Source organism: Sphingopyxis sp., assembly GCF_025869345.1.
In the GTDB taxonomy this organism is placed as follows: Bacteria; Pseudomonadota; Alphaproteobacteria; order Sphingomonadales; family Sphingomonadaceae; genus Sphingopyxis.
Window position 1 is genome coordinate 1 of record NZ_JAOZVW010000024.1, and the last position, 22,954, is coordinate 22,954.

The 22,954-nt window shown below is 67.1% G+C and carries 23 protein-coding genes; 7 read left to right on the top strand and 16 right to left on the bottom strand.

Annotation, left to right across the window (positions count from 1 at the left end; genetic code table 11):
- From OJI97_RS02520 to sdhC, 3 genes are all read right to left on the bottom strand, one after another.
- Positions 1–698, bottom strand: a 698-nt coding sequence (locus tag OJI97_RS02520; RefSeq protein ID WP_297660841.1) for an FAD-binding protein, incomplete at its 3' end; no start/stop codon positions are given.
- 1 nt (position 699) lies between these two features.
- Complete coding sequence (gene sdhD / locus OJI97_RS02525; RefSeq protein WP_297660843.1) at positions 700–1,107, bottom strand: succinate dehydrogenase, hydrophobic membrane anchor protein; 408 nt, start codon at positions 1,105–1,107, stop codon at positions 700–702.
- A complete protein-coding gene (sdhC, locus tag OJI97_RS02530) occupies positions 1,100–1,549 on the bottom strand; it encodes a succinate dehydrogenase, cytochrome b556 subunit (protein ID WP_297660845.1) in 450 nt (149 codons plus the stop codon). The genes sdhD and sdhC overlap by 8 nt, the downstream gene beginning before the upstream one ends.
- A 306-nt stretch (positions 1,550–1,855) precedes the next feature.
- Between sdhC and OJI97_RS02535 the strand changes: the two genes are divergently transcribed.
- Both OJI97_RS02535 and map read left to right on the top strand, forming a co-directional pair.
- Entirely contained in the window at positions 1,856–2,062 is a 207-nt protein-coding gene (locus OJI97_RS02535) for a ParD-like family protein (protein WP_297660847.1), read from the top strand.
- A 1-nt stretch (position 2,063) separates the two neighbouring features.
- A complete protein-coding gene (gene map / locus OJI97_RS02540) occupies positions 2,064–2,837 on the top strand; it encodes a type I methionyl aminopeptidase (protein WP_297660849.1) in 774 nt (257 codons plus the stop codon).
- 39 nt (positions 2,838–2,876) lie between these two features.
- Here the strand turns inward: map and OJI97_RS02545 are convergent, their stop codons facing one another.
- The 3 genes from OJI97_RS02545 to ald all read right to left on the bottom strand — a co-directional run bounded on the left by OJI97_RS02545 (position 2,877) and on the right by ald (position 5,621).
- A complete protein-coding gene (locus tag OJI97_RS02545) occupies positions 2,877–4,046 on the bottom strand; it encodes a hypothetical protein (RefSeq protein ID WP_297660850.1) in 1,170 nt (389 codons plus the stop codon).
- Between the two features lie 209 nt (positions 4,047–4,255).
- Entirely contained in the window at positions 4,256–4,486 is a 231-nt protein-coding gene (locus OJI97_RS02550) for a hypothetical protein (RefSeq protein WP_297660853.1), read from the bottom strand.
- Between the two features lie 19 nt (positions 4,487–4,505).
- On the bottom strand, positions 4,506–5,621 hold the full coding sequence (gene ald, locus OJI97_RS02555) for an alanine dehydrogenase (RefSeq protein ID WP_297660855.1): 1,116 nt from the start codon (positions 5,619–5,621) through the stop codon (positions 4,506–4,508).
- A 292-nt stretch (positions 5,622–5,913) separates the two neighbouring features.
- On the opposite strand from ald, the gene OJI97_RS02560 reads away from it, so the two are divergent.
- The 4 genes from OJI97_RS02560 to OJI97_RS02575 all read left to right on the top strand — a co-directional run bounded on the left by OJI97_RS02560 (position 5,914) and on the right by OJI97_RS02575 (position 10,135).
- Positions 5,914–7,266, top strand: a complete 1,353-nt coding sequence (locus tag OJI97_RS02560; protein WP_297660857.1) for a methyl-accepting chemotaxis protein — start codon at positions 5,914–5,916, stop codon at positions 7,264–7,266.
- A 38-nt stretch (positions 7,267–7,304) separates the two neighbouring features.
- Positions 7,305–8,225: a subclass B3 metallo-beta-lactamase gene (bla, locus tag OJI97_RS02565; protein ID WP_297660858.1), complete on the top strand. Its 921-nt coding sequence runs from the start codon at positions 7,305–7,307 to the stop codon at positions 8,223–8,225.
- Entirely contained in the window at positions 8,222–9,193 is a 972-nt protein-coding gene (locus OJI97_RS02570; RefSeq protein WP_297660860.1) for a 50S ribosomal protein L11 methyltransferase, read from the top strand. Before bla ends, OJI97_RS02570 begins: the two co-directional genes overlap by 4 nt.
- 63 nt (positions 9,194–9,256) lie before the next feature.
- Positions 9,257–10,135 carry a hypothetical protein gene (locus OJI97_RS02575; protein WP_297660861.1) on the top strand — a complete coding sequence of 293 codons (879 nt, stop codon included), beginning with the start codon at positions 9,257–9,259 and terminating at the stop codon, positions 10,133–10,135.
- Between the two features lie 3 nt (positions 10,136–10,138).
- Here the strand turns inward: OJI97_RS02575 and phhA are convergent, their stop codons facing one another.
- Both phhA and OJI97_RS02585 read right to left on the bottom strand, forming a co-directional pair.
- Positions 10,139–11,011, bottom strand: a complete 873-nt coding sequence (phhA, locus tag OJI97_RS02580; protein WP_297660863.1) for a phenylalanine 4-monooxygenase — start codon at positions 11,009–11,011, stop codon at positions 10,139–10,141.
- Positions 11,012–11,222: 211 nt separating this feature from the next.
- A complete protein-coding gene (locus tag OJI97_RS02585; protein ID WP_297660864.1) occupies positions 11,223–11,855 on the bottom strand; it encodes a Crp/Fnr family transcriptional regulator in 633 nt (210 codons plus the stop codon).
- Between the two features lie 69 nt (positions 11,856–11,924).
- Between OJI97_RS02585 and OJI97_RS02590 the strand changes: the two genes are divergently transcribed.
- Positions 11,925–12,806, top strand: a complete 882-nt coding sequence (locus OJI97_RS02590) for a sterol desaturase family protein (RefSeq protein ID WP_297660865.1) — start codon at positions 11,925–11,927, stop codon at positions 12,804–12,806.
- Positions 12,807–12,819: 13 nt separating this feature from the next.
- Here the strand turns inward: OJI97_RS02590 and OJI97_RS02595 are convergent, their stop codons facing one another.
- From OJI97_RS02595 to OJI97_RS02630, 8 genes are all read right to left on the bottom strand, one after another.
- Complete coding sequence (locus OJI97_RS02595; RefSeq protein WP_297660866.1) at positions 12,820–14,811, bottom strand: TonB-dependent receptor; 1,992 nt, start codon at positions 14,809–14,811, stop codon at positions 12,820–12,822.
- A 70-nt stretch (positions 14,812–14,881) separates the two neighbouring features.
- Positions 14,882–15,271 (bottom strand): hypothetical protein, encoded by a 390-nt coding sequence (locus OJI97_RS02600; protein WP_297660867.1) that lies wholly within the window; start codon positions 15,269–15,271, stop codon positions 14,882–14,884.
- 79 nt (positions 15,272–15,350) lie between these two features.
- Entirely contained in the window at positions 15,351–16,520 is a 1,170-nt protein-coding gene (locus OJI97_RS02605; protein WP_297660869.1) for a sterol desaturase family protein, read from the bottom strand.
- 131 nt (positions 16,521–16,651) lie between these two features.
- Positions 16,652–18,826: an NAD-dependent DNA ligase LigA gene (gene ligA, locus OJI97_RS02610; protein WP_297660871.1), complete on the bottom strand. Its 2,175-nt coding sequence runs from the start codon at positions 18,824–18,826 to the stop codon at positions 16,652–16,654.
- A gap of 39 nt (positions 18,827–18,865) precedes the next feature.
- Positions 18,866–19,552 (bottom strand): GNAT family N-acetyltransferase, encoded by a 687-nt coding sequence (locus OJI97_RS02615; RefSeq protein ID WP_297660872.1) that lies wholly within the window; start codon positions 19,550–19,552, stop codon positions 18,866–18,868.
- Positions 19,549–20,019, bottom strand: coding sequence for an endonuclease domain-containing protein (locus OJI97_RS02620; protein WP_297660874.1), 471 nt, complete (start codon positions 20,017–20,019; stop codon positions 19,549–19,551). Before OJI97_RS02620 ends, OJI97_RS02615 begins: the two co-directional genes overlap by 4 nt.
- A 79-nt stretch (positions 20,020–20,098) precedes the next feature.
- The gene (gene recN / locus OJI97_RS02625; protein ID WP_297660876.1) at positions 20,099–21,766 is read right to left on the bottom strand and encodes a DNA repair protein RecN; all 1,668 of its coding nucleotides are present in this window, start codon (positions 21,764–21,766) and stop codon (positions 20,099–20,101) included.
- Between the two features lie 359 nt (positions 21,767–22,125).
- Positions 22,126–22,920 (bottom strand): outer membrane protein assembly factor BamD, encoded by a 795-nt coding sequence (locus OJI97_RS02630; protein ID WP_297660878.1) that lies wholly within the window; start codon positions 22,918–22,920, stop codon positions 22,126–22,128.
- Positions 22,921–22,954 lie beyond the last annotated feature (34 nt).

The window sequence follows — 22,954 nt, forward strand, 5'->3', positions numbered from 1 at the left end:
GCGCGCAGCACCATGCCGCCGCCGTCGCCGGTGCAGGTATGCGCCGAGGTGGCGGTGAAATAGCAGCGGCCATAGCCGCCGGTCGCCAGCACGACCGCCTGCGAACGGAAGCGGTGGATGCTGCCGTCCTCCAGGCACAGCGCGATCACGCCGCGGCACGCGCCATTTTCCATGATCAGGTCGAGCGCGAAATATTCGACGAAGAAGTCCGCGTCATATTTCAGCGACTGCTGATAGAGCGCATGGAGCATCGCGTGGCCGGTGCGGTCGGCCGCGGCGCAGGTGCGCTGCACCGGCGGACCGGCGCCCATATTCTGCATATGGCCGCCGAACGGACGCTGGTAGATGGTGCCGTTGGCGTTGCGGCTGAACGGCACGCCCGCATGTTCGAGCTCGTAGACCGCCGCGGGCGCCTCGCGCACCATATATTCGATCGCGTCCTGGTCGCCGAGCCAGTCGGACCCCTTGACGGTGTCGTACATATGCCATTGCCAATGGTCGGGTGTATTGTTGCCGAGGCTGGCGGCGATGCCGCCCTGCGCCGCGACGGTGTGGCTGCGCGTCGGGAACACCTTGGTGATGCAGGCGGTCTTGAGCCCCGCCTCGGCGCTGCCCATGGTGGCGCGGAGACCCGAGCCGCCGGCACCGACGACGACGGTGTCATAGATATGGTCGATGATCTTATAGGCTTCGGTCATGTCACATGCCCCCCGGAGCAAGCCCGGCGGCGGGCGCAAGCACGATGCGGACAATGGCGAAGATACCGAAAGCGGCGCCGCCAATCGCGTAGAAATTCAGGATGACGAGCGACAGCAGCTTGGTCGCTTCGCCGTGGACATAATCCTCGATCATCACCTGCAGGCCGAGGCGGAAATGCCAGAAGACGCTGATGACGAGCAGGATCAGCGCGAGCGCGACGGTGGGGTTCGACGCCCAGCGATGGACCGCGCCATGATCGCCGAGCGGCAGGCGGATCAGCGAGACGAAGAACCAGGTGACGAGCAGGACATTGCCGAGCGCGGTCAGGCGCTGCTGAAGCCAGTGGCCGGTGCCGTGATGCGACGGGCCGAGCCCGCGCACGCGGCCGAGGCGCGTTCCGTTACCCATGGAGCGCCTCCTGCGCGATAGTGAGCCAGACGGCGGCGGTCGCGAGGATCGCGCCGGCGAAAACGAGGATCGACCAGAGCCGGTTGGTCCTAAGCTCATAACCCGCGCCGGTGTCGAGCACGAAGTGGCGGAGGCCCGAGAAGAGATGCTGGAAAAAGGCCCAGGTCAGGCCGACCAGCACCACCTTGCCGAGGATGTTGGTCACCTGATGCAGCGCGCTGATTTCGGGGCTCGGATCTTTCCAGACGCAGGCGACGAAGGCCGCATAGGCCTCCGGCCCCGCGGCGATCGCGCCGAGCCACCAGAGGAACATCAGGGCGCCGACGATCGCGAGGCCGTCGCCCGTGATGCGGTGGAAAATCGACACCGCCATCGAGGGCGCCCATTTATACACCTGCAGATGCGGTGAAAGCGGTCGCCCGCTCGTTTCCTTGCCAGCCATATCAGCCCCGTTTCCTGACTCTGTCGGTCGATGGCCGCCGGTTAAGCCTTCCTGCCGCGATATGCAATTGCTTAGCGCATGATGATGTCGGTTTAGGCCGCTGCAGGCGGCGGAACGTCTGCGAGCAGGTAGTGAGCCTGCCCTCTTTCGTCACCCCGGACTTGATCCGGGGTCCCGCTGAGCAACGGTGAAAAGCGGGACCCCGGATCAAGTCCGGGGTGACGAGGAAGGGCTATAACAGCGATTGACGCCCCGATATACGAATCATATATGATCCATATATCATCTATCTACCAAGGACCGATCATGGGCATCGTGAAAATCGACGACGAACTGCACGAGGAAGCGCGCCGCGCCAGCACCGTGATGTGCCGGTCGATCAATGCGCAGGCCGAATATTGGATGAAGATCGGCATGATGGCCGAGGCCAATCCGGCGCTGTCGTTCAACGAAATCGTCCGGATGCAGCTCGCCGCCGCGAACGTCCGCCTCGCCGGCCGGGCGGCGGCCTGAGATGGTCAAGACCCCCGGCGAAATCGCCCTGATGCGCCAGTCGGGCCGCCTCCTGGCGTCGGTGTTCGAGATGCTCGACGGGCTCGATCTTGCCGGCCGCTCGACGATGGAGGTCAACGATCTGGTCGAGCGCTTCATCACCGTCGACCTGGCCGCGCGGCCGGCGAGCAAGGGGCAGTACGGCTTTAAATATGTCCTCAACTGCTCGATCAATCATGTCGTCTGCCACGGCGTCCCCGACGCGGGCGAGATCATCCAGGGCGGCGACATCATCAACCTCGACATCACGCTCGAAAAGAACGGCTTCATCGCCGATTCGAGCAAGACCTATCTCGTCGGCGCGGTCGCGCCCGCCGCGCGGCGGCTCGTCAAGGTGACCGAGGAGGCGATGTGGCAGGGAATCGCGCAGGTGCGCCCCGGCGCGCAGCTCGGCGACATCGGCTTCGCGATCGAGCGCCACGCGAAGCGGAACGGCTATTCGGTCGTGCGCGACTATTGCGGGCACGGCATCGGCCGCGAGATGCACGAGGAGCCGTCGGTGCTCCATTTCGGGCGCCGCGGGACCGGGATGCGGCTGCGCGAGGGGATGGTCTTCACAATCGAGCCGATGATCAATCAGGGCAGCCGCAAGGTTTCGACCGAAGAGGACGGGTGGACGGTGGTGACCGACGACCGCAAACTATCGGCCCAGTTCGAGCATACGGTCGCGGTGACCGGCACCGGCGTCGAAGTCCTGACCCTGCGTCGCGACGAGAGGAATCGCATCGCGGCGTGACGTCCAGCGCATGCCATGACGGCGACGCCGAACGAGCATTCAGCGCCTTCGAGGCTTTTTCGCGATTTTGCGAAGCTCGACAATATTCTGCTGGATGCCGCTGCTGTAGAGGTCGGTTCCGGTGCCGGTCCGGGTCAGGATTTCATCGATCAGCCAACTTCCGCCGCTGCGCTGGAAGCGGAGGGTCTGGCTCCACCCCCAATATTCACGGTCGGCAGGCGGGACAACGATTTCCACCTCGATCGTATCGGCGCCGATGCGCCGCAGCAGAGGGCGCGATTTCGGAATGAAGGGCGCGGGATCGCCGCCGACGGGTTCGAGCAGGAACGGGGCGCCGACGCACCCCTGATCCCCCAGCACCGTATAGGCCCCTTCGCCTTCATTGGCGCGGGGATCGGCATTGTCCTGCGCAGCCCCGCATTGCGCGAGCAGGCTCTCGATCCGCGGGCTGAACAGGATGCGCCACTCGTCGAGGAATTCGACCCTGCGCCCATCGCGCCAGCCGTAGATGCTGCCGACAAGGGCGCGCACCGCCTCCTCGTCCGACGCTCCCGGTGCCTGCGGGACTCTCGCACTCGCCATTTGCGGCTGCTCGGCGCGGACAGCGCCCTGCATCTTCAGCGAAAGCTGCCCAAATGAGCATTTCATATAAGAGCTCTGCCCGAAGGAGCCCATGCTGAGGTGCGTAAACCGGCCCGGGCCCGTCGCTTTCAGCGCCAGCGAGGGAATGCCCTTTCGCTCACCCGCCGCATCCCAGACCAGCGTGAAACCGCGCGACGCCCTGGCAAGATCGGCGGCGAGCGGCTTGCGCGCGGGGCCGACGCGCGAAATGCTGACAGCGGCATTCGTCCAATGACCGAACTCATCCGAACCGATTTCGCCGGTATGGGCGCCGTCATAAAAGAACAGGTCCGTGGCGCCCTTGCAGGCGCTTGCCGCATCGGGGCTGTCGTCTGCGGTGAAATAGATGCCGTCCGGCGTCCGATAGCCGGAGATGTAGAGTCCCTGTTCGATGGGCAAGACTGTCGGCGACGCGGCAACGGCTTGCGCCGAAGCGAGGACGGGCGTCGCCGCGCCGTTCGCCGGTGCCGCCGCGGCGACGCTGTCGCTGGCGGCGGTCGATTGCGAGCCGCATCCGGCAAGCAACGCTGCCATGGCAAGCAAGGATGCGCGGCGGCGGCTCCCGCACTGGCCCGTATCATGATGCATGCTTCTCTCCCCCTTTTCCTGTTCGACCGATGATCGCGATCGATAGGCCGGGGGCGCAGCCCAAGTCCTGATGCCGTTCTCAAGATTTTCTAAAGTCGCAAGACAGCGGATGCTTTCCCAACGCTTGCCCCGAAACAGGAAAGGGCGGCTCAAGGCCGCCCCGAGTCCCGCATTTTCAACCCGCGCGGCCTTGCCGCGCGGGCTATGCCTCACTTGATCTTGTCGCGGTTCGCGTAGAGCAAGGCCGCGATCACCGCGGCCGATCCGATGCCGAGGCTTGCGGCGGCCGCGGTCTTCCAGCCGGGACGCTTGGCCTTTCCGGCCTCCTTGTCGGCCGCTTCGGTCGCTTCGGCGGCTTCCTTCTGCGCCTGAAGCTCGCGCGCGGCGCGCAGCACTTCATTCTCTTCCTCTTCTTGCGGCGTCGGGTCCTGGTCGGTCATCGTCTCTCTTCTTCGTTCCTCAGGCAAGCGCCTGCTCGACAGGCACATAGTCGGTTCCGGTCGCTTCGGCTACGGCCTCGAACGTCACCTTACCATTCCAAACGTTCAAACCCTGCGCAAGATGCACGTCGCGTCGCAAAGCCTCTTTCCAGCCCAGATCGGCGATGCGCAGCGCGTGCGGCAGGGTGACGTTGTTGAGCGCATAGGTGCTGGTGCGCGCGACCGCGCCCGGCATGTTGGCGACCGCATAATGGACGATGCCGTCGACCACATAGGTCGGATCGGCGTGGGTCGTCGCATGGCTGGTCTCGAAACAGCCGCCCTGGTCGATCGCGACGTCGACGAGCACCGAGCCGGGACGCATCGTCCCCAGCATGGCGCGCGTCACCAGCTTCGGTGCTTCGGCGCCGGGGATCAGCACCGCGCCGATGACGAGATCGGCCTCGGCCACGCATTCGGCAAGGTTGGCACGGTTCGAGAAGCGCGTCTTCGCCCGCGCCTCGAAGAAGGTGCCGACGCGCTCCAGCACTTCGGGATCGCGGTCGAGGATGGTGACGTCGGCGCCGAGCCCCGCCGCCATCTGCGCCGCGTTGAAGCCGACGACGCCGCCGCCGATGATGCAGATCTTGCCCGGCGCCACTCCCGGCACCCCGCCGAGCAGCACCCCGCGGCCGCCGTGCGCCTTTTCGAGCGCGGTCGCGCCGGCCTGGATCGACATGCGCCCCGCGACCTGGCTCATCGGCTTCAGCAGCGGCAGGCCGCCGTGCGGGCTGGTGACGGTCTCATAGGCGATGCACACCGCGCCCGATTTCATCAGGCTCAGCGTCTGCTCGGGATCGGGCGCGAGATGGAGATAGGTGTAGAGGATCTGGCCGGGGCGCAGCATCGCGCGTTCGGCCGGCTGCGGTTCCTTGACCTTCACCACCATCTCGCAGGTCGCGAAGATGTCCGCGGGCGTCCCGACGATCTCGGCCCCCGCCTGCTCATAGAAGCGGTCATGCGCCCCGATCCCCTCGCCCGCGCCGGTCTCGACGAGGACGCGGTGCCCGTGCGCGACGAGCTCGCGCGCGCTTTCGGGGGTCAGGCCGACGCGATATTCGTGATTTTTGATTTCCCGGGGGGTGCCGATGATCATGGTCGCTCTCCATATCGGGCGCGCGGAGACGCGGACTCGCCTGTGCGTTCCAGCTTTCTTTGTGTCGCCCTGCGATTGTTTTGTTTTCGCACAAAGACACGAAGCCACAAAGAAGAGAGTTTCGGACGACGACCCGGTTCAGGTCCGCGCCTTTCCGGCAAAATCGGCGCGGCTGGTTAACGGCGCTTTTACCAATTTTCTTCCATATCTGGCCCGCACGTTTCCAGAGCACGGGCGGGGCGGACCCGCCTGCTTGGAAAGGCGCGGTTTTTGGGGATCGGGGAAACGGATCATGGTGAAGGAAAATCCCATTCATAAGCAGCAGATCGATCCCGTTCTGATGGCGGATCGCTTTCCCTATTACGATCTCGACGGGCAGCTTGCCGCGCACTCGGCCGAAATCCAGGCGATGATCGCCGGGCACGAGGAGGAAATTGCGCGCGCCTATTGGGACGCCTTCAACGCGCTTCCCTCGGTCGACCGCCCGGTCGAGGGCGAGCTTTACGAATCCTATGTCCGCGGCAGCGCGCGGCACACCGCGCTCAAATATAGCGACCCCGCGGGACAGGAGGTCGCGACGATCGCCTGCAAGAACACGCATATGGCGCGCCGCGTCAAGCTGCCGCTCGCGTCGGTGATGTCGTGCATGGCCGAAAGCCAGCGGCTGACGATCGAATATGTCGTCGCGGCGTGCGGGGACGATGCGAACCGCATCGTCCGGCTGACCGGCGCGATCAACCGGCTCGGGCTGCTCGAGTTCGACATCATGCAGCGCTATGCCGAAAAGCTGGACCGCGCGGTGATCTCGGGCGAGCGGCAGACGCTGGCGGGCGATTTCGACCGCTCGATCGCGTCGCTGGTGCAGGACACCGACACCGCGCGCCAGCAGCTCGCGAAACAGGCGGCCTCGGCCGACCAGGCGGCGAAGGGCATGATCGCCAAGACCAGCGAAGTCGCCGCCGCGTCCGAGCAATCGGCGATGGCGATGCGCGAGGCGGCATCGACCGCCGCCGGGCTGATCCGCGCGATCGAGGATGCGCGCAGCGAGGTCGAAGCCTCGGCGAGCGTCGCGACCCGCGCCTCCGAACAGGCGGGCGAAGCGGTCGCCATGTCCGAGGCGCTGTCGCGCCATGCCGAATCGATCGAGTCCATATTGGGGCTGATCCGCGAGATCGCGGGGCAGACCAACCTGCTCGCGCTCAACGCCACGATCGAGGCGGCGCGCGCGGGCGAATCGGGCCGCGGTTTCGCCGTGGTCGCGCAGGAGGTGAAGAGCCTCGCCAACGAAACCGCGCGCGCGACTGACGATATCGCGGGCAAGATCACCGCGATCCAGCAGGCGACGCGCGGATCGGTGTCGGCGAACCAGTCGATTCAGGCGACGATCGTCGAGGTCCAGACCTCGGCCCAGCGCATCCGCGACGCGATGGACGCGCAGGCGCAGACGGTCACCTCGATCACCGCCGCGGTCGACGAGACCGCGCTCGCCGCCGACTCGATGTCGTCGACGATCGCCAGCATCCGGGGCGATTCGGGGCTCGTCGCGGGCGAGATCAGCACGCTGAGCAGCGAGTTCGCGAAGATGGGCGACCGGCTCCAGTCGCTCGAAAAGGCCGCCAGCGAGTTCAGCCGCCGGGTGGCGTGAGCTTGGCAAGCGGCCGTCCCCTGCCTTAAGGCAGGGGGATGATATCCCTTCCCTCGATCGCCCGCTCGGCACGCCGCGTGACCGCCCCCGCCGCGCTGACGCTCGCCGCCTGCGCGCCGCAAACCTCGATTCCCGCAACCGCCGTCCCACCGACCGGCAAGGCGCTGGCAGCGGCTTGCGACGGGCGCACGGGGTGGAGCGACCCGGCACCGCCCGCAAAGATTTTCGGCAACAGCTATTATGTCGGCACCTGCGGAATCACCGTGATACTGATCGATGCGCCCGGCGGACTGGTGCTGATCGACGGCGCGACCGGGGAAGCAGTACCATCGATCCTCGCGAACATTCGCGCGCTCGGCTTCGATCCGAAAAATATCCGCACCCTGCTCGCGACCCACGAGCATTATGATCATGTCGGCGGGCTGAAGGCGCTGCAGGACGCGACCGGGGCCAAGGTCTTTGCGCGCCGCGAGGCGGTCGCGCCGCTGCGCAGCGGCGAGGCCGACGCGATCGATCCGCAGCGCGGCGCGATTCCGCCGTTCAAAGGCGTGACCGTGTCGGGCGAGTTGCACGACGGCGAGGCGTTGCCCATCGCCGACATCGACCTGACGCCCCACGCGACCCCGGGCCATACGCCGGGCAGCACGAGCTGGACGTGGAAAAGCTGCGAAGGCGCGGTTTGCCGCACCATCGCCTATGTGGACAGCCTGAGCGCGGTATCGGCGGACGACTATCGGTTCAGCGATCATCCCGACTATGTCGCCATGATGCGTGCGACCTTCACCAAGGTGGCGGCCTTGCCCTGCGACATATTGGTCACGCCGCACCCGTCCGCGAGCGACCTGTTCGCCCGGCTTGCGGACAGGCCGGAGGTCACGGTGAGCCAATGCCGGGAGTATGCCTTTGGCGCGGCGCGGCGTCTCGACGAGCGGCTGGCAAAGGAAAAGGCGGCGAAATGAGCTGGATCGTCTCCCTCCCCTGCACGCGCGCCGAGGCGGAAGCCCTATCGGGCGAAATTCCCGAGCTCGACGCGCTGGCCGACGCGCCCGTCGTCGTCACGCGCGAGATCGAGGAGGATAGCGGGCGCTGGCAGCTCGACGCCTATGTCGACACGCGGCCGGGGCCGGCGCTCCTCAAGCTGTTGCAAGACCTGATTCCGAGCGCCAGAGGCGCAAAGCCCCAGGTCGAGCTATTGCCCGAAGAGGATTGGGTCACGCTGTCGCAGCAGGGGCTCGAGCCCGTGCAGGCGGGCCGCTTCTTCGTCCATACCAGCAGCTATGCCGACCGGGTGCCGGCGGGCAGCACTCCCTTTCTGATCGACGCGAGCCAGGCGTTCGGCACCGGCGGGCACGACACGACCGCGGGCTGCCTCGCGATGCTCGACCGGCTGGCGCGCGCCGGGGCGAGCCCGCGCAACATCGCCGACATCGGCACCGGCACCGGCCTCCTCGCTTTCGCCGCGATGGCGCTTTGGCCGCGCGCGCGGGTGATCGCGTCCGACATCGACCCCGCGAGCATTTTCGTGACCAGAGACAATGCCGCGATCAATGGCGTGCCGCTCGGCCGCGGCGGCGGGCGGCTCGCGCTCGCGGTCGCGCCGGGGACCGATCATCCGGCGATCCGGCACCGGGCGCCTTATGATCTGGTCGTCGCGAATATTCTTGCGGGACCGCTGATCACCCTCGCCCCCGATATCGCCAGCATCACGGCGCCGGGCGGCCATGCGATCCTCGCGGGGCTGATCGCGCGGCAGATGGAGCCGGTGCTCGCCGCCTATCGCGCCCAGGGCTTTCGCCTTGCCGCGCGCGGCGGCAGCGCCGAATGGCCATGCCTGCTGCTGGTCAAGCGGCGGCGCTATGGCTGGCGCCGCAAGGAACGGGCGCTGCACCGCGCGAGCCCATCGGATGCGACCTTCGGGAGCTGGTAGCCAAATAGTTGAATTTTCACTGGTGACTGGCTAGCTTTTGGCCCGTCACCGGGAGGATCGGCCATGAGCCTGTTTGTCGCCCTCACCCTGCTCGCCGCAGCCCCGCCCCCCGGCGAAGATGCAGATTCGATCATCGTGACCGCCACCCCCGGCACCGAGCGGGAAAAGCGAAAGCGCGCCGTCGAATTCGTGCGCCGCGCGGGCGTCGCCGAATTGCGGCCGATCGCGCGCTGGATCGACCCCGTCTGTCCGCGTGCGATGGAGGTCGACGACGCGGTTGCCGGGATCGTCGAGGAGCGGGTACGCGCGGTCGCCGCCGCGGCGGGCGCGCGCGTCGCTGCGCCCGGCTGTACGACCAACATCGTGATCGTCTTTGCCGCCAACGGCGAGGGTCTGGCCCGTACGATGCTCGAGAAGTCGCCGCAGCGTTTTTCCGAATTGTCGCCCGCCGCGCGCGAGCGGGCGGTGGACGGCGACGATGCGATCCGCTGGTGGTACAGCACCCGGCTGCAGAGCCGCGATGCCGTGTCGGCAAGCACCGCGCCGATGCCGTGGATCGGCGGCCACAGCGAAGGCGGGGGCTCGCCATTGCGCAGCACTGGAGCGCCAATGCTCTCGCATACCGGGTCGAGCCTCGTTGGAACGCAGGCCGTGCGCGCGCTGAGCGCCGCCACCGTCATTATCGACGTGGAAAAGGCTCACGGCTATCCGCTCGACGCGGTCGCCGCCTTTGCCGCGATGGTGGCTATGGCCGAAATGGACAGCGACCCGCCGCCACCCGACGATTCGATCCTCGGCCTGTTCGATGGCGAGCCCGGTTTGCGCGAGCTCTCGAAGCAGGACACCGCGCTGCTGCGCGCGATTTACAGCGTGCCGCCCGACCGCGAAGCGCATCAGCATCGCCGCCAGCTCATATCGGCGGTACGCAAGGAAGGTGAGTAAAACTCAGCCGCTCTTGGCGAGCGCATAATCCTGCGTGCCGCGGGTGATCACCGCATCGCCTTCCAATATGTCGGCGATCGGGATCGGCGGCAGCGCGGCGTTGGCGGCGTAGAGCGGGGCGAAATCGGTGTTCACCGTCACGTCGAGCAATTGCCCCAGGCTGTCGATGACGAAATAATTCTGCTGGAAATCGTCGATCCGGTAATCGGTGCGCATCACGCGCGCGAGGTCGAAGCCGATGCGGTTCGGGCTGTCCGAATCGAGCGCGAAGACGCTTTCGGCAAAGGAAGAAACGATTCCCGCGCCATAGATGCGAAGCTCGCCCGCCTCGCGGATCAGGCCGAATTCGACCGTATACCAATAGAGGCGCGCAAGCTGCTTCAGCGCATCGAACTTGAGGCTGCGAAGCCCTCCCTCGCCATAGGCTACCATATAATCGGCGAACACCGGATCGGCGAGCATCGGGACGTGGCCGAAGACGTCGTGGAAGACGTCGGGTTCCTCGAGGTAGTCGAGCTGTTCGGGGGTGCGGATGAAATTGCCCGCGGGAAAGCGCCGGTTCGCGAGATGATCGAAAAAGACGTCGTCGGGCACCAGCCCCGGCACCGCGACCACCCGCCACCCGGTCGCAGCCATCAGCCGCGCGTTGAGTTCGCGATAGTCGGGGATACCCGGTTTTTCGAGCCGCAGCACGTCGATGCCGCGCAGAAAGGCCTCCGACGCGCGGCCGGGCAGCATGTCCGACTGGCGCGCGAACAGCCGGTCCCACATCGCATGTTCGTCGGCTGTGAAGGCATCCCAGTCCTGCGATATCGTCCAGTCGGCCGCGGCGCCCGGCGGCGGCGTGTCATGAACATGCGTATCGGGGTTCTTCATATCGTCATGCCTAGCATGAAATGGTTTCAGGTGAAACTTTATCGTCCGTTTCGGAGCACGGCGGCTATCATAGGAGCCGATTCCCCGAGCGAAGCCGAGGGGCTATGCCGAGCGAAGTCGAGGCTCGGACCATGGGTTCTCGCTCCGCTCGAACGAGCCCCTCGACTTCGCTCGGGGAATCGTGGGTGATTGAGCAATTTTCTTCATAAACCTATCCACGCAACTTGATCCGCCCATAGCCGGTTTCGACCAGCCCGCGCGCGGTCAGGTCCCGAAGCGCGGCGCCCAGCGTGACGCGCGACACGCCGAGCAGGTCGGCAAGCTGCTGCTGCGTCGCATGCACGGTCGTGCCGTCGCCGCCATCCGCCGCCATCATGCGGAGTAGCCGCAGCAGCCGGTCGGCGCTGCCGAGCCGCCGCTCGGCATCGATGATGTCGAGCGCGCCGGCAAGCTGGCGGCCGAGGCTGCGCAGCAGCAGCTCGGCCCAGCCGATGTCAGTCGCCATCAAGCGGCGGAGCAGCGGCCGGTCGATCGCGACGAGCCGCGCCGGCCCGCGCGCGATCACGTCGGCCTGCCGCGGCACGCCGGTAAAGAAGGCCAGTTCGCCGAACAGATCGCCCGGCCCGAGCACGGCAAAGGCGGTGAAGCCGCCATCCTCGGCAAAGCGGCCGCCGAGGACATGCCCCTCGACCACCGCCCAGAAGGCGTCGCCGGGATCGCCCTGCTGCTGCACGAACTGGCCGTCGGCGAACCGCCGCGCCGGGGCCATCGCCGTCAGCCGGTCGCGTTCGGCGGGCGACAGCCGCGTCCGCTCGGCCAGGTCGAAATGATAAGATCTTTGCATTTCTATCCGCCGATGTGTGGCAAGACTGCGCGAAAGGCAAGGCCGCGAAGGCCAATCGGGAGAATCGGGATGCAACTCACCTCCGCGCAATCGAGCCTGCTCGTCGCGCTCATCTTTCTGGGCTTCTGTCTGCTCGAACTCGCGCGCACCCGGCTTTTCGCCAAGAGCGAGCAGACGCGGCACGACGGCATTGTCGAGGTCGTCAGCTTCTTCACGCTGACCATCATCACCCAACCCGCGATCCTGCTTGCGACCGGGGCGATCGGGCACCGTTTCTTTCCCGAATATGCGGGCGCGCTCGCGAATATCCCGCTGCTTGCGGCGCTCGCACTGTTCCTCGTCTTCGAGGATATGTCACAATATTGGTGGCACCGCGCGTCGCACAGCACTGCCTGGCTCTACAACCTCCACCGCGCGCACCATAATGCCCGTTATATGAGCGTGCGGCTCGTCTACCGGAACAACCTCCTCTATTATGCGATGATGCCGAACATCTGGCTGGCGGGGGCGCTCGTCTATCTCGGGCTCGGCTGGTTCTATGCCGCCTATCTGGTCGTGAAGATGCTGGTGATCATCGGCGCGCACAGCGATGTCGCGTGGGACGCGCCGCTCTATCGCATCAAGGCGCTCGCCCCCGTCATGTGGGTGGTCGAACGGACGATCAGCACCCCGGCGACGCATCATGCTCATCATGGCCGCCACGCCGACGACCCGGCGGTCCATTACAAGGGCAATTTCGGCAATCTCCTGTTCTTCTGGGACGTGCTGTTCGGCACCGCGAAAATCACGCGCCATTTTCCGCAAAGCTATGGCGTCGAGAATCTGCCGCCCGCGACGCTGGGGCAGCAATTGCTCTGGCCGATCCTGCCCGAGAACAAGGATATGGACGCGGTGATCCCCGGCGCGACCCCCGCGCGCGCCGAGGCGCAGGCGGCGGTCGCGGCCGGGTGAGGTCTCGCGCGGATCAGAAGCGCGCGCGCAGCCCCATCGACACCGCGCGGCGCTCGGCCGGATAATAGATCGCCGAGCCGTCGGTGACGTCGATCGCGGCGCTGATGTCGCCGATCGCCTTCTTGCCGGTGATGTTGCGGACATCGACGAAGGCGTCGATGCCTTCGGCAATGCGCGCGCCGCCGGTGACGCCGATCAGCGCATAGCCGGGGGTGCGGACGCGGCTGCGGTAATCGGCGAACGGCCCCTGCGGCACCCATTCGAGGTTCGGCGCGACGTGCAGCGCGTCGGTGCCGATGCGCGCCTCGGCGCGATAGACGTGGCGCGGCACGACCGGCAGGCGATTGTCGCCGAACTGGACATCATCGCGGAACCGGAAATTGCTGTAGGTGTATACCTGCCGCAGCCGGAGCCAGTTCGCCGGCGCGATCTCCAGCGCCGCCTCGATCCCCTCATGCCGCGTCCTGCCTGCGTTGAAGGTCGACGCGGGAATGTCCGCGGTCACACTATATTGCAGCAACTCGCCCTTGATGTCGGCGCGATAGAGCGAGAGGTCCCAACTCAGCATCCCCGTCCGGCCGCGCGTGCCGACCTCGGCCGTCCACGCGCGCTGTGCATCGAGCGGAACGAAGGCCGACACCTGCGCCAGTTCGATGAAGCCCGGAAACTCGACCGAACGGCTGTAGTTGCCATAGAATTGCACGCCCGGCGCGGGCTCGAACAGCAGGCCGAATTTGGGCGAGAAGGCGTCGAAATCGGCACGGCCAAAATTGTCGACCGGGCCGTTGTTGAACGCCTCGTGCTGGCGCCGCATCCCGTCGGCGTAAATGCCGCCCGCGATCAGCGAGAGGCTTTCGACCGGCTTCAACCGCACCTCGCCATAAAGCGTCGCGGTGCGCGCGTCCTGCTGCGCGTCGAAGGTCTTCGCGCCGCGCCGCCCCGCCACATTGACGAAGCGCCGCGAATGGACGTCGCCGACGCGCAGCTCGCCGCCGAGCGTCGCCTCGACCGCTCCGGCGGCATAGTCGAGGCGGAAGAAGGTGCCGCGATCGACGCTCTTCTGATCGATGAGCTGATAGATGGGATGGTGCAGCGTCTTGGCGTTGACGAAGACGCCGAGGTCGAGCGTCGCGGCGCCGAGATCGATGCTCGTGCGGTTCTGGAGCCGCAGCGATTCGATGTCGCGCGCCTGATCGCCCGCGACGGCTCCCGCATTGGCGACGCGCGGCGTCGTGAGCGCCTCGGCGCGGGTCAGCGCGCCCGGCAGCTCCTGATCGATATGGTTGTAGCTCGCATAAAGACGCGTCGTGATGTTGCCGGTCAGCGCCAGCCCCACATTGCCGTGGAAGCGCAGGCTGCGCCGCTTCGCATGCTTGCGGTCGCCGTCCGACGTATCGGCGCTGACCGCGCCCCACGCATCGACGCGCTCGCCCGCGACGCCCGCCGACGCGAGGCCGCGCAGCATATCGAAGCTGCCCGCGTCGCCGCGCAGGTAAAGCCCCTCGGCGGTGCGCCCGGTCGGCGTCACGCCGTTGATCGCGCCGCCGAGCGTGCCCGAGCCGAAACGTAGCGCATTGGCGCCGCGATAGACCTCCAGATGGTCGAAGAAGATCGGCTCCAGTTCCTGGAAATCGCCATTATCGTCGGCGAGGTTGATCGGCACCCCGTCCTGCAGCAGCGTCAGCCCGCGCATATGATAGCCGCGCGACAGACCCGAACCGCGGATCGAAATCCGCACCTCCTGCCCGAAACGCGGCTGGAGATAGACGCCGGGCGAGAAAGCGAGCGTGTCGCGCAGCGAGACGACGCTCTTGTCGGCATAATCGCGATAGGAGACCACGTCGGCGCCGCCGGGCGTGCGCGCGGCGCGGTCCTCGGCGGCGTCGGTCGCGGCCGGCGCGGTGACGATGATGGTCGAATCGGCCTCGTCGGCATGGGCAGGCAACGCGGCAAGACAGATAGCGAGCGCCAGTAAGGGCGCCGCGCGATAGGCAATAGTGGTCATCGGAAAATCTTCCCCGGATACAGGCGTGGGGCCACACCGCGCTTGGGCGCGGGCGGCGGTTCAGGCTGGATCAGGCGAAGGCAGGAGGTCCGGTGCTCGGCGGGAGCGGCGAGGCAATGCCCGGCGCGAAACCGAGCGAAGGGGTCGCGACGGGCGCGGGTTCGGCCGAGGCGAGCTTTGCAGGCAGCGCCGGAGCGGCGGGCGTGATCGGCGCGACGGCGAGCGCGCCCCACGGGCAATGCTGCTGGCCCTCACCGGCTTTATGATCGCCGGTCTTTTCGAGCGCGATGGTCATCGTGCCGCCGGGATTGGCGGGGTCCGAACAGACGCGCACGGTGATCGTGCCGCCCGCGCTGTCGATCATCCAGCCCGGCGCGACGAGCACCCGCGCGGCAAGCGCGAGCAGCAGCGGCAGAAGCAGCAGGATGCCCGGACGGCGAAAGGCGGCGAGGATGCCCACGGCGGCGGCCTTATGGCGGGGAGAGCGGCGGGGCAAGCGGACAGTTTGTCCAATGGGCTCCGCTCGCAATGACGAAACATTATTCCGCCGCCGCCTCGTCGGTCTTCTTGCCGGTGCGCGTCCAGGGATAAAGGAATTGGTTCCAATAGGCCTTCGGCACCTCCTCGGGGATGCCGTAATTTTCGGGCCAGCGATCCTTCGGCAGGTGGAAGGTGCCGAACAATTTGTCGATCCACGGGAAATGGATCGCGAAATTGACGTCGAACGCCTCGCGCTCCAGCCCGTGATGCCAGTGATGGAAGCGCGGGGTCGCGATCCAGTGGCCGAGCCGGTTGAAATCGCCGCCGACATTGGCGTGGAGCAAGGACGACCAGACATAGATGAAGCCGATATAGGCCTGCATCACCGACGGACTGAAGCCGAGCGTGAACAGCGGCAACGAGGTCACCGACCGCAGCAGGACGACCTCGACCAGATGCATCCGCGACCCCGCCAGCCAGTCCATCGATGCCGCGCTGTGGTGGACCGCGTGAAAGCCCCACAGGAACGGCACTTTGTGAAATAGCCGGTGATACCAATATTGCGCGACGTCCGACGCGACCAGGACGATCAGGAACTGCACGATCCACGGCAGCGAAGCAACGCCCGCCCGGAAGGCGTCCCAGTTGTTCGTATGCGCGTTGACGAACTGCTGCGGCGCGAGCGCGAGAAAGCTCAATATCTGCACGAACATCGTGCTGACGAGAAAATAGAAGAGGTCCTCGCGCCATTCGGTGCGGAACAGCCGCTGCGCGCGGCGATGCGGGAAGGCGCGCTCCAGCGGTGCGAACATGAAGCCGGTGACGAGCAGGTTCACCGCGAAGAAATCGAGCCCGAAAAAGACGCCCCAGTCGCGCGTTTCCTGCGGCTGGACGTTCGCGCCGCCGAGCAGCGCCGCGGCGAGCCCGACCATCAGCGCGGTCAGCCCCAGCACCTTGCGCGGGCGCAGCAGCAGGCTGAGCAGCGACAGGCCATAGCCCGCGAGCAGGACCAGATGGACCGCGCCGCGAAAGCCGGCCCAATTCTTGACGATCGCCAGTTCGGGGGTCGCGAACCAGTCGGGAAAGCGCAGCGCGATCACCATGAAGAAACCGCTGATCGCGAAGAGCAGCCCGAAGAAGCCCGACAGCCAGCCGCTGCCGAAACGCCGCACCTCGGTATGCGATTCGAGATCGCGCATGAGGGTGTCCAGATAATCGCGTTTGGCCATGTCGCCCCACTCACCTCTTATATTCGTCATGCTGGACTTGATTCAGCATCCATTCGGCCCGTCGTCAGTGACAGCGAGCACTGAATGGACCCCGGATCAAGTCCGGGGTGACGAAGAAAGGAATGAATCCTTTACCCCGCCGCCGCGACGATCGCCGCCCATTCGGCTTCGTCGATCACGCGGATGCCGAGCGCGCTCGCCTGTTTGAGCTTCGATCCTGCGCCCGGCCCCGCGACGACGAGGTCGGTCTTGGCGCTCACGCTGCCCGCCGCCTTGGCGCCGAGCGCTTCGGCCTGCGCCTTCGCCTCGTCGCGGCTCATCGTCTCCAGCTTGCCGGTGAAGACGACGGTCATCCCCGACACCTCGCTGTCGCGCGTTTCGACCACATAGGGCGGCGGCGCGACCTCGGAGAGAAGGTCGTCCCACAATGCGCGATTGTGCGGTTCGTGGAAGAAATCGCCGAGCGCCTCCCCCACCGCGGCGCCGATGCCGTCGGCGCGCACCTCGAGGATCGCTTTGATCGCCTCGACCTTGCGCGTCATATATTTGCCGGCCGACTCTTCCTCGCCCTGCGGGTGCTCGTCGAGATAGGCATGGATTTCGGCCGCCTTGCCGGGGAGCCGCGCCATGTCGCCGAGCCCCTTGAGCAAATCGCGCGCGGTGACTGCGCCGACGTGGCGGATGCCGAGCCCGAACAGCAGCCGCGCCGCGTCAGGCGTGCGCTTGGCCTCGATCGCCGCGAACAGCTTGTCGACTGACGTCTCCTTCCACCCCTCGCGCCCGAGCAGGTCGTCGCGGTGGCCTTTCAGGCGGAAGATGTCGGCGGGCCCTTTGTCGAGCCAACCGAGCTCCAGAAACTCCGCGATGCTCTTTTCGCCGAGCCCCTCGATGTCGAGCGCGCCGCGGCTGACGAAATGGCGCAGGCGCTCGAACTTCTGGGCGTTGCAGATGAGACCGCCGGTGCAGCGCACGTCGACCTCGCCCTCCTCGGCGACCGCCTCGCTGCCGCACACCGGGCAATGGCCGGGGAAGGCATAAGCGGGGCGGTCTTCGTCGCGGGTCAGATTATCGACGACCTGCGGGATGACGTCGCCCGCGCGCTGGACGACGACGCGGTCGCCGGGGCGCACGCCGAGGCGGCCGATCTCGTCGCGGTTGTGGAGCGTAACGTTCGAGACGACGACGCCGCCGACCGTGACGGGGGTCAGGCGCCCGACCGGGGTCAGCTTGCCGGTGCGGCCGACCTGGATGTCGATGGCTTCGAGGGTCGTCTGCGCGCGCTCGGCGGGGAATTTATGCGCGATGGCCCAGCGCGGCGCCTTGGCGACGAAGCCGAGCCGCGCCTGCCAGTCGAGCCGGTCGACCTTGTAGACGACGCCGTCGATGTCATAGGGCATGTCGGCGCGGCGGCGCTCGATCTCGGCATAATGGACAAGCAGGTCGGCAACGCTGTCGCAGCGCGCGAGCAGCGGCGACACCGGAACGCCCCAGCCCGCGAGCGCCTGCATCACGCCGAACTGGGTATCGGCGGGAAGCGCGCTCACCTCGCCCCAGCCGTGCGCGAGGAAGCGCAGCGGGCGCGACGCGGTGACGCTCGCGTCCTTCTGGCGCAGCGATCCGGCGGCGGCGTTGCGCGGGTTGGCGAACTGGCGGACGGCGGCGGGATCGAACGCCTGTTCGCGCTGTTCGGCGAGCGCCCGCCCCTCCTCCATCAACCGTTCGTTGAGCGCCGAAAAATCGGATTTCGACATATAGACTTCGCCGCGGATCTCGAAGACGTCGGGGGCGTCCCCCGGCAATTCCTGGGGGATATCCGCGATATGCCGCACATTGGCGGTGACATCCTCGCCCACCGTGCCATCGCCGCGCGTCGCGGCCTGCACCAGCCTGCCCTTTTCGTAGCGCAGCGAGCAGGACAGGCCGTCGATCTTGTCCTCGGCGGTCATCGCGACCACGGCATCGCCCGGCAGGTTGAGGAAGCGCCGCACGCGCGCGGCAAACTCCTCGACATCCTCGGCCGCGAAGGCGTTGTCGAGGCTCATCATCCGCACCGCATGGGCGACCTTGGCGAGCGGCGACGCCTCGACCGCCGCGCCGACCAGCCGGTTCGGGCTGTCGGCGCGGATCAGGTTCGGAAAGGCCGCCTCGATCGCATTGTTGCGGCGGACGAGCGCGTCGTAATCCGCGTCCGAAATCTCGGGCGCATCCTCGGCATGGTAGCGCTTGTTGTGGTGGGCGATCTGCTTGGCGAGCCGCATCAGTTCGTTGGCGGCCTCGGCTTCGGAAAGCGATTCAATCTCAGTCATGCGCGCGCTTGTGCCACCGGCGGGCGCCCGGCGCGAGCCTCAATTCGCCGCGATCGCCAGCACATGCACCTCGCGCCGAATGCGAAAGCCAAGCGATTCATAGAGCGCGATCGCTCCCGCGTTGTCGGCATAGCTGTGGAGAAAGGGCGTTTCGCCGCGCGCGGCCATCGCGCGCATGACATGGCCGATCAGCGCGCGCGCCAGCCCGCGGCCGCGGCAATCTGCCCACGTCGCGACGCCGCTGACTTCGGCCATGCCCGGCATCAGCATTCTCTGCCCCGCCATCGCGAGCAGGCGGCCGTCCTCGCGAATCCCGAAGAAGGGACCGTAACGATGCGTCGTGCTGCTCCAGGGGCCGGGCCGGGCATGACCGGCAAGCGCCGCCATTTCGCCCGCGTCGGCCTCGCCGAGCGCGACGATCGCGGGCTCGCCCGGCCGCGCCTCGGGCGGCGAATCTTCAGCGACCATCTGCGCGAGCACCGCGCGCTTCACCTCGCGCATGCCGGGCGGCACGGGCCAGCGCTCGCCCTCGATGATCCACAATTCACCATCGGCCGGAACCAGCGCGGCGAGCGCCGCCTGCGCCGCATCGCTCCGGTCGGCGGCGGCGCCGAACGGCCCATAGCCGCGATCGATCCGCACCGCGCGCGCGTCGCCCTCGGCCAGATGCGCCTGCCGCCCGGTGAGCATCGACCAGACGGGGCGGTCGAGGGGGTGATCACTCAAAGCCCCTCCCCTTCAGGGGAGGGGTTGGGGTGGGGCCATCGGTCGGACATGCGGTGCGCGATATGGTCGATGTGCTGCAAAACGCCGTCCATATTGCCGAGTACATCCGCGTTGGTCACGCGGAGGGTTCGATAGCCATATTGCGCCGCTATCCGGCGATCTCGCGCCTCATCCCGTTCACGGTCGTGCGTGTTGCCGTCGATTTCGACGATGAGGCCCTTTGCCGGACAGAAGAAATCGGCAATCCGGTTGCCGATCACCGCCTGCCGCCGGAATTTCAATCCGCCCAGTTTTGCGCCGGACAGGTGGCGCCACAATCGCTTTTCCGCTTCGGTTGGTTCCCGTCGCATTTGGGCGGCGCGTTCGAGCATGATGCGACGGCCGACCATTATAAGCCCCTCCTCTTCAGAGGAGGGGTTGGGGTGGTGGACGCCGGTTTTGAGCGGCGTGCCGATACGGAACACCACCCCGCTGCGACTAAGGCGCAAGCGCCTAAGTCTCGCTGCCCCTCCTCTGAAGAGGAGGGGATTGCGTCCGTGACCGACTTCACACCATCTCCAACAGCCGCAGCGCCTGCGCCCGTGCCTCCTCGGTCACCTCCGCCCCCGACAACATGCGCGCGATTTCTTCGCGGCGGCCGGCGGGGTCGAGGGCGCGGACGCCGGTGCGGGTCACGGTTCCTTCGCTCGATTTGGCGATGACGAAATGCGACGCGCCCTTGGCGGCGACCTGCGGGCTGTGCGTCACCGCGAGCAATTGCTTTCCCGCGCCCGCCAGCCTTGCCAACCGTTCGCCGATCGCGCTCGCGACGGCGCCGCCGACGCCGCGGTCGATCTCGTCGAAGATGATCGTGTCGGCGCCGCCTTCCTCGGCCAGCGCGACCTTGAGCGCGAGGATGAAGCGCGACAGTTCGCCGCCCGACGCGATCTTCGCCAGCGGCGCGAACGGCGCGCCGGGATTGGTGGCGATGAGAAACTCGACGCGGTCCATCCCGTCGGCGCCCCAGCGTTCGGCAGGGAGGCGGTCGATGCGGGTCTGGAAGCGCGCCGCGTCGAGTTTCAGCGGCACCAATTCACCCGCGACCGCCGCGTCGAGCCGCGCTGCGGCCTTGGCACGCCGGTCGGAGAGCGCGGTCGCGGCGTGGGTATAGGCGGCCGCAGTTTCGGCAACCGCGGCTTCGAGCTTCGCCAGCCCCGCGCTGCCGCCCTCGATCGCGTCGAGCCGCGCCGCGAGTTCGCCCGCCAACTCGGCGAGTTCGTCGGGCTGGACCCCGTGCTTGCGCGCCATCGCGCGGAGTTCGAACAATCGCGTCTCGGCGGCTTCGAGGCGGTCGGGATCATATTCGAGCGCGCGCGCCGCTTCGTGCAATTTCGTCTCGGCCTCGTCGGCATCGATGATCGCGCGGTCGAGGCTGGCGAGCGCCTCGGCGAGCAAAGGATGATCGCCCGCAAGCCGGTCGAGCCGCCGCGCCGCGCCGCGCAGCAGCGCCGGGCCGCCCGCGCTGCCGTCGAACGCCTCGAGGATCGTGCCGAGATCGCCGGCGATCCGCTCCCCCTTCTGCATCGTCGCGCGCGCCTCGGCGAGTTCGGCATCCTCGCCCGGCCGCGGATCGAGCGCGCGCAGTTCGGCGACGCAATGTTCGAGCCATTCGCGGTCGCGCTCGGCCTCCGAAATCGCCGCCTTCGCCCCTTCCAGCCGCGCCTCTGCCGCGCGCCATGCGGCGTGAGCGGCCGCGACCCCCGCCGTGTCGGCGCGCGCATAGGCATCGAGCAGCGCGCGATGCCCAGCGGGCGCGAGCAGGCCGCGGTCGTCGTGCTGGCCGTGGATTTCGACCAGATAGCCGCCGACCTCGCGCAGCAGCGCCGCCGAGCAGGGCTGATCGTTCAGGAAAGCGCGGCTGCCGCCATCGGCCTTGAGCGCGCGGCGGATCAGCAAAGGCTCGCCCGGCTCCAGCGCGATCTCGTTGGCGGCGAGCAGCGCGGCGAGCGGCGTATCGGACGCAGGCGGCGTGAAGCTGGCGGTCACCTGCGCCTTGTCGGTGCCTTGCCGGACCAGCGCGCTGTCGGCGCGCATTCCGAGCACCAGCCCCAGCGCGTCGAGCAGGATCGACTTGCCCGCCCCCGTCTCGCCGGTGAGCACGCCGAGCCCGGCCTCGAAATCGAGGTCGAGCCGTTCGATCAGAACGATGTTCGCGATGGACAGCGCCGTCAGCATGGGCTGCTCTTAACGCAGAACAAAATGCGAATCTATTCGGGAGTGAGGCCGGTGCGAGCAGGAAGAAAGGAGATTCGCGCAGAGGCGCACAGATCGCAGGGGCTTTGGTTCACGCGGAGACGCGGAGAATCCGGCCGATAGGCCTCTCGATTTTTCCAGCTTCGATTGCATCGCAAAGGCGGATGGAGAACAGCCGCTTCGCGGCCAGGCACTTTCTCTCCGCGGCTCCGCGTCTCCGCGTGAACCCATCCAAGAACAACCATCGCCACCGCGCAGGCGGAGCGGCCGCCGGCATACGCCGCGATGAACAATAAGACCCATAGCGGCCCCCGCCTGCGCGGGGGCGACGAGCATAGGCCTCACGCGCTCGGCGCGTGCTTCTGCATCAGCTTGTAGGCGCGGTCATACCATTTGCTGCCGGGATAGTTGGCGCCGAGCACCGCGGCCGATTTCTTCGCTTCCTCGGGAATGCCGAGCGCCAGATAGCATTCGGTCAGGCGATAAAGCGCCTCGGGCGTGTGGCTCGTGGTCTGGAACTTCCGGGTCACTTCGCGGAAGCGGATCGACGCCGCGAGCCAGTTCGAGCTGCGTTCGTAGAAGCGGCCGATTTCCATCTCCTTGCCCGCGAGATGGTCCTGCACCAGATCGACCTTGAGCCGCGCGTCGGCGGCGTAGCGGCTGTCGGGATAGCGGCGGATCACCTCGCCGAGCGCGTTCTGCGCCTGCTGGGTGATCTTCTGGTCGCGGGTGACGTCGCTGATCTGCTCATAATAGCTGAGCGCGATCAGATAATAGGCATAGGGCGCGTCCTTGTTCCCCGGATGGATCGAGAGGAAGCGCTGCGCCGCCTCGATCGCGGGGGTATATTCGCGGTCCATATAATAGGAAAAGCTGCTCATCAGCTGCGCGCGGCGCGCCCAGGGCGAATAGGGATGCTGGCGCTCGACCTCGTCGAACAGCGCGGCGGCGAGCTTGTACTGCTTGCGGTCGAGGCGGTCCTGCGCGGCGCGATAGAGGGTGTTCACGTCGCGCGCGACGTAGCGCGTGTCCTTCTTGACGCCCGAGCCCCCGGCGCAGGCCGCCAGCAGCGGCGAAATCACGAGGGCGGCGGCGGCGAGGCGCGCGGCGGCGCGAAGGGAGATGCGCTGAGTCATGGGCGCGGTATAGCCACAGCGCGGATGAACGCAA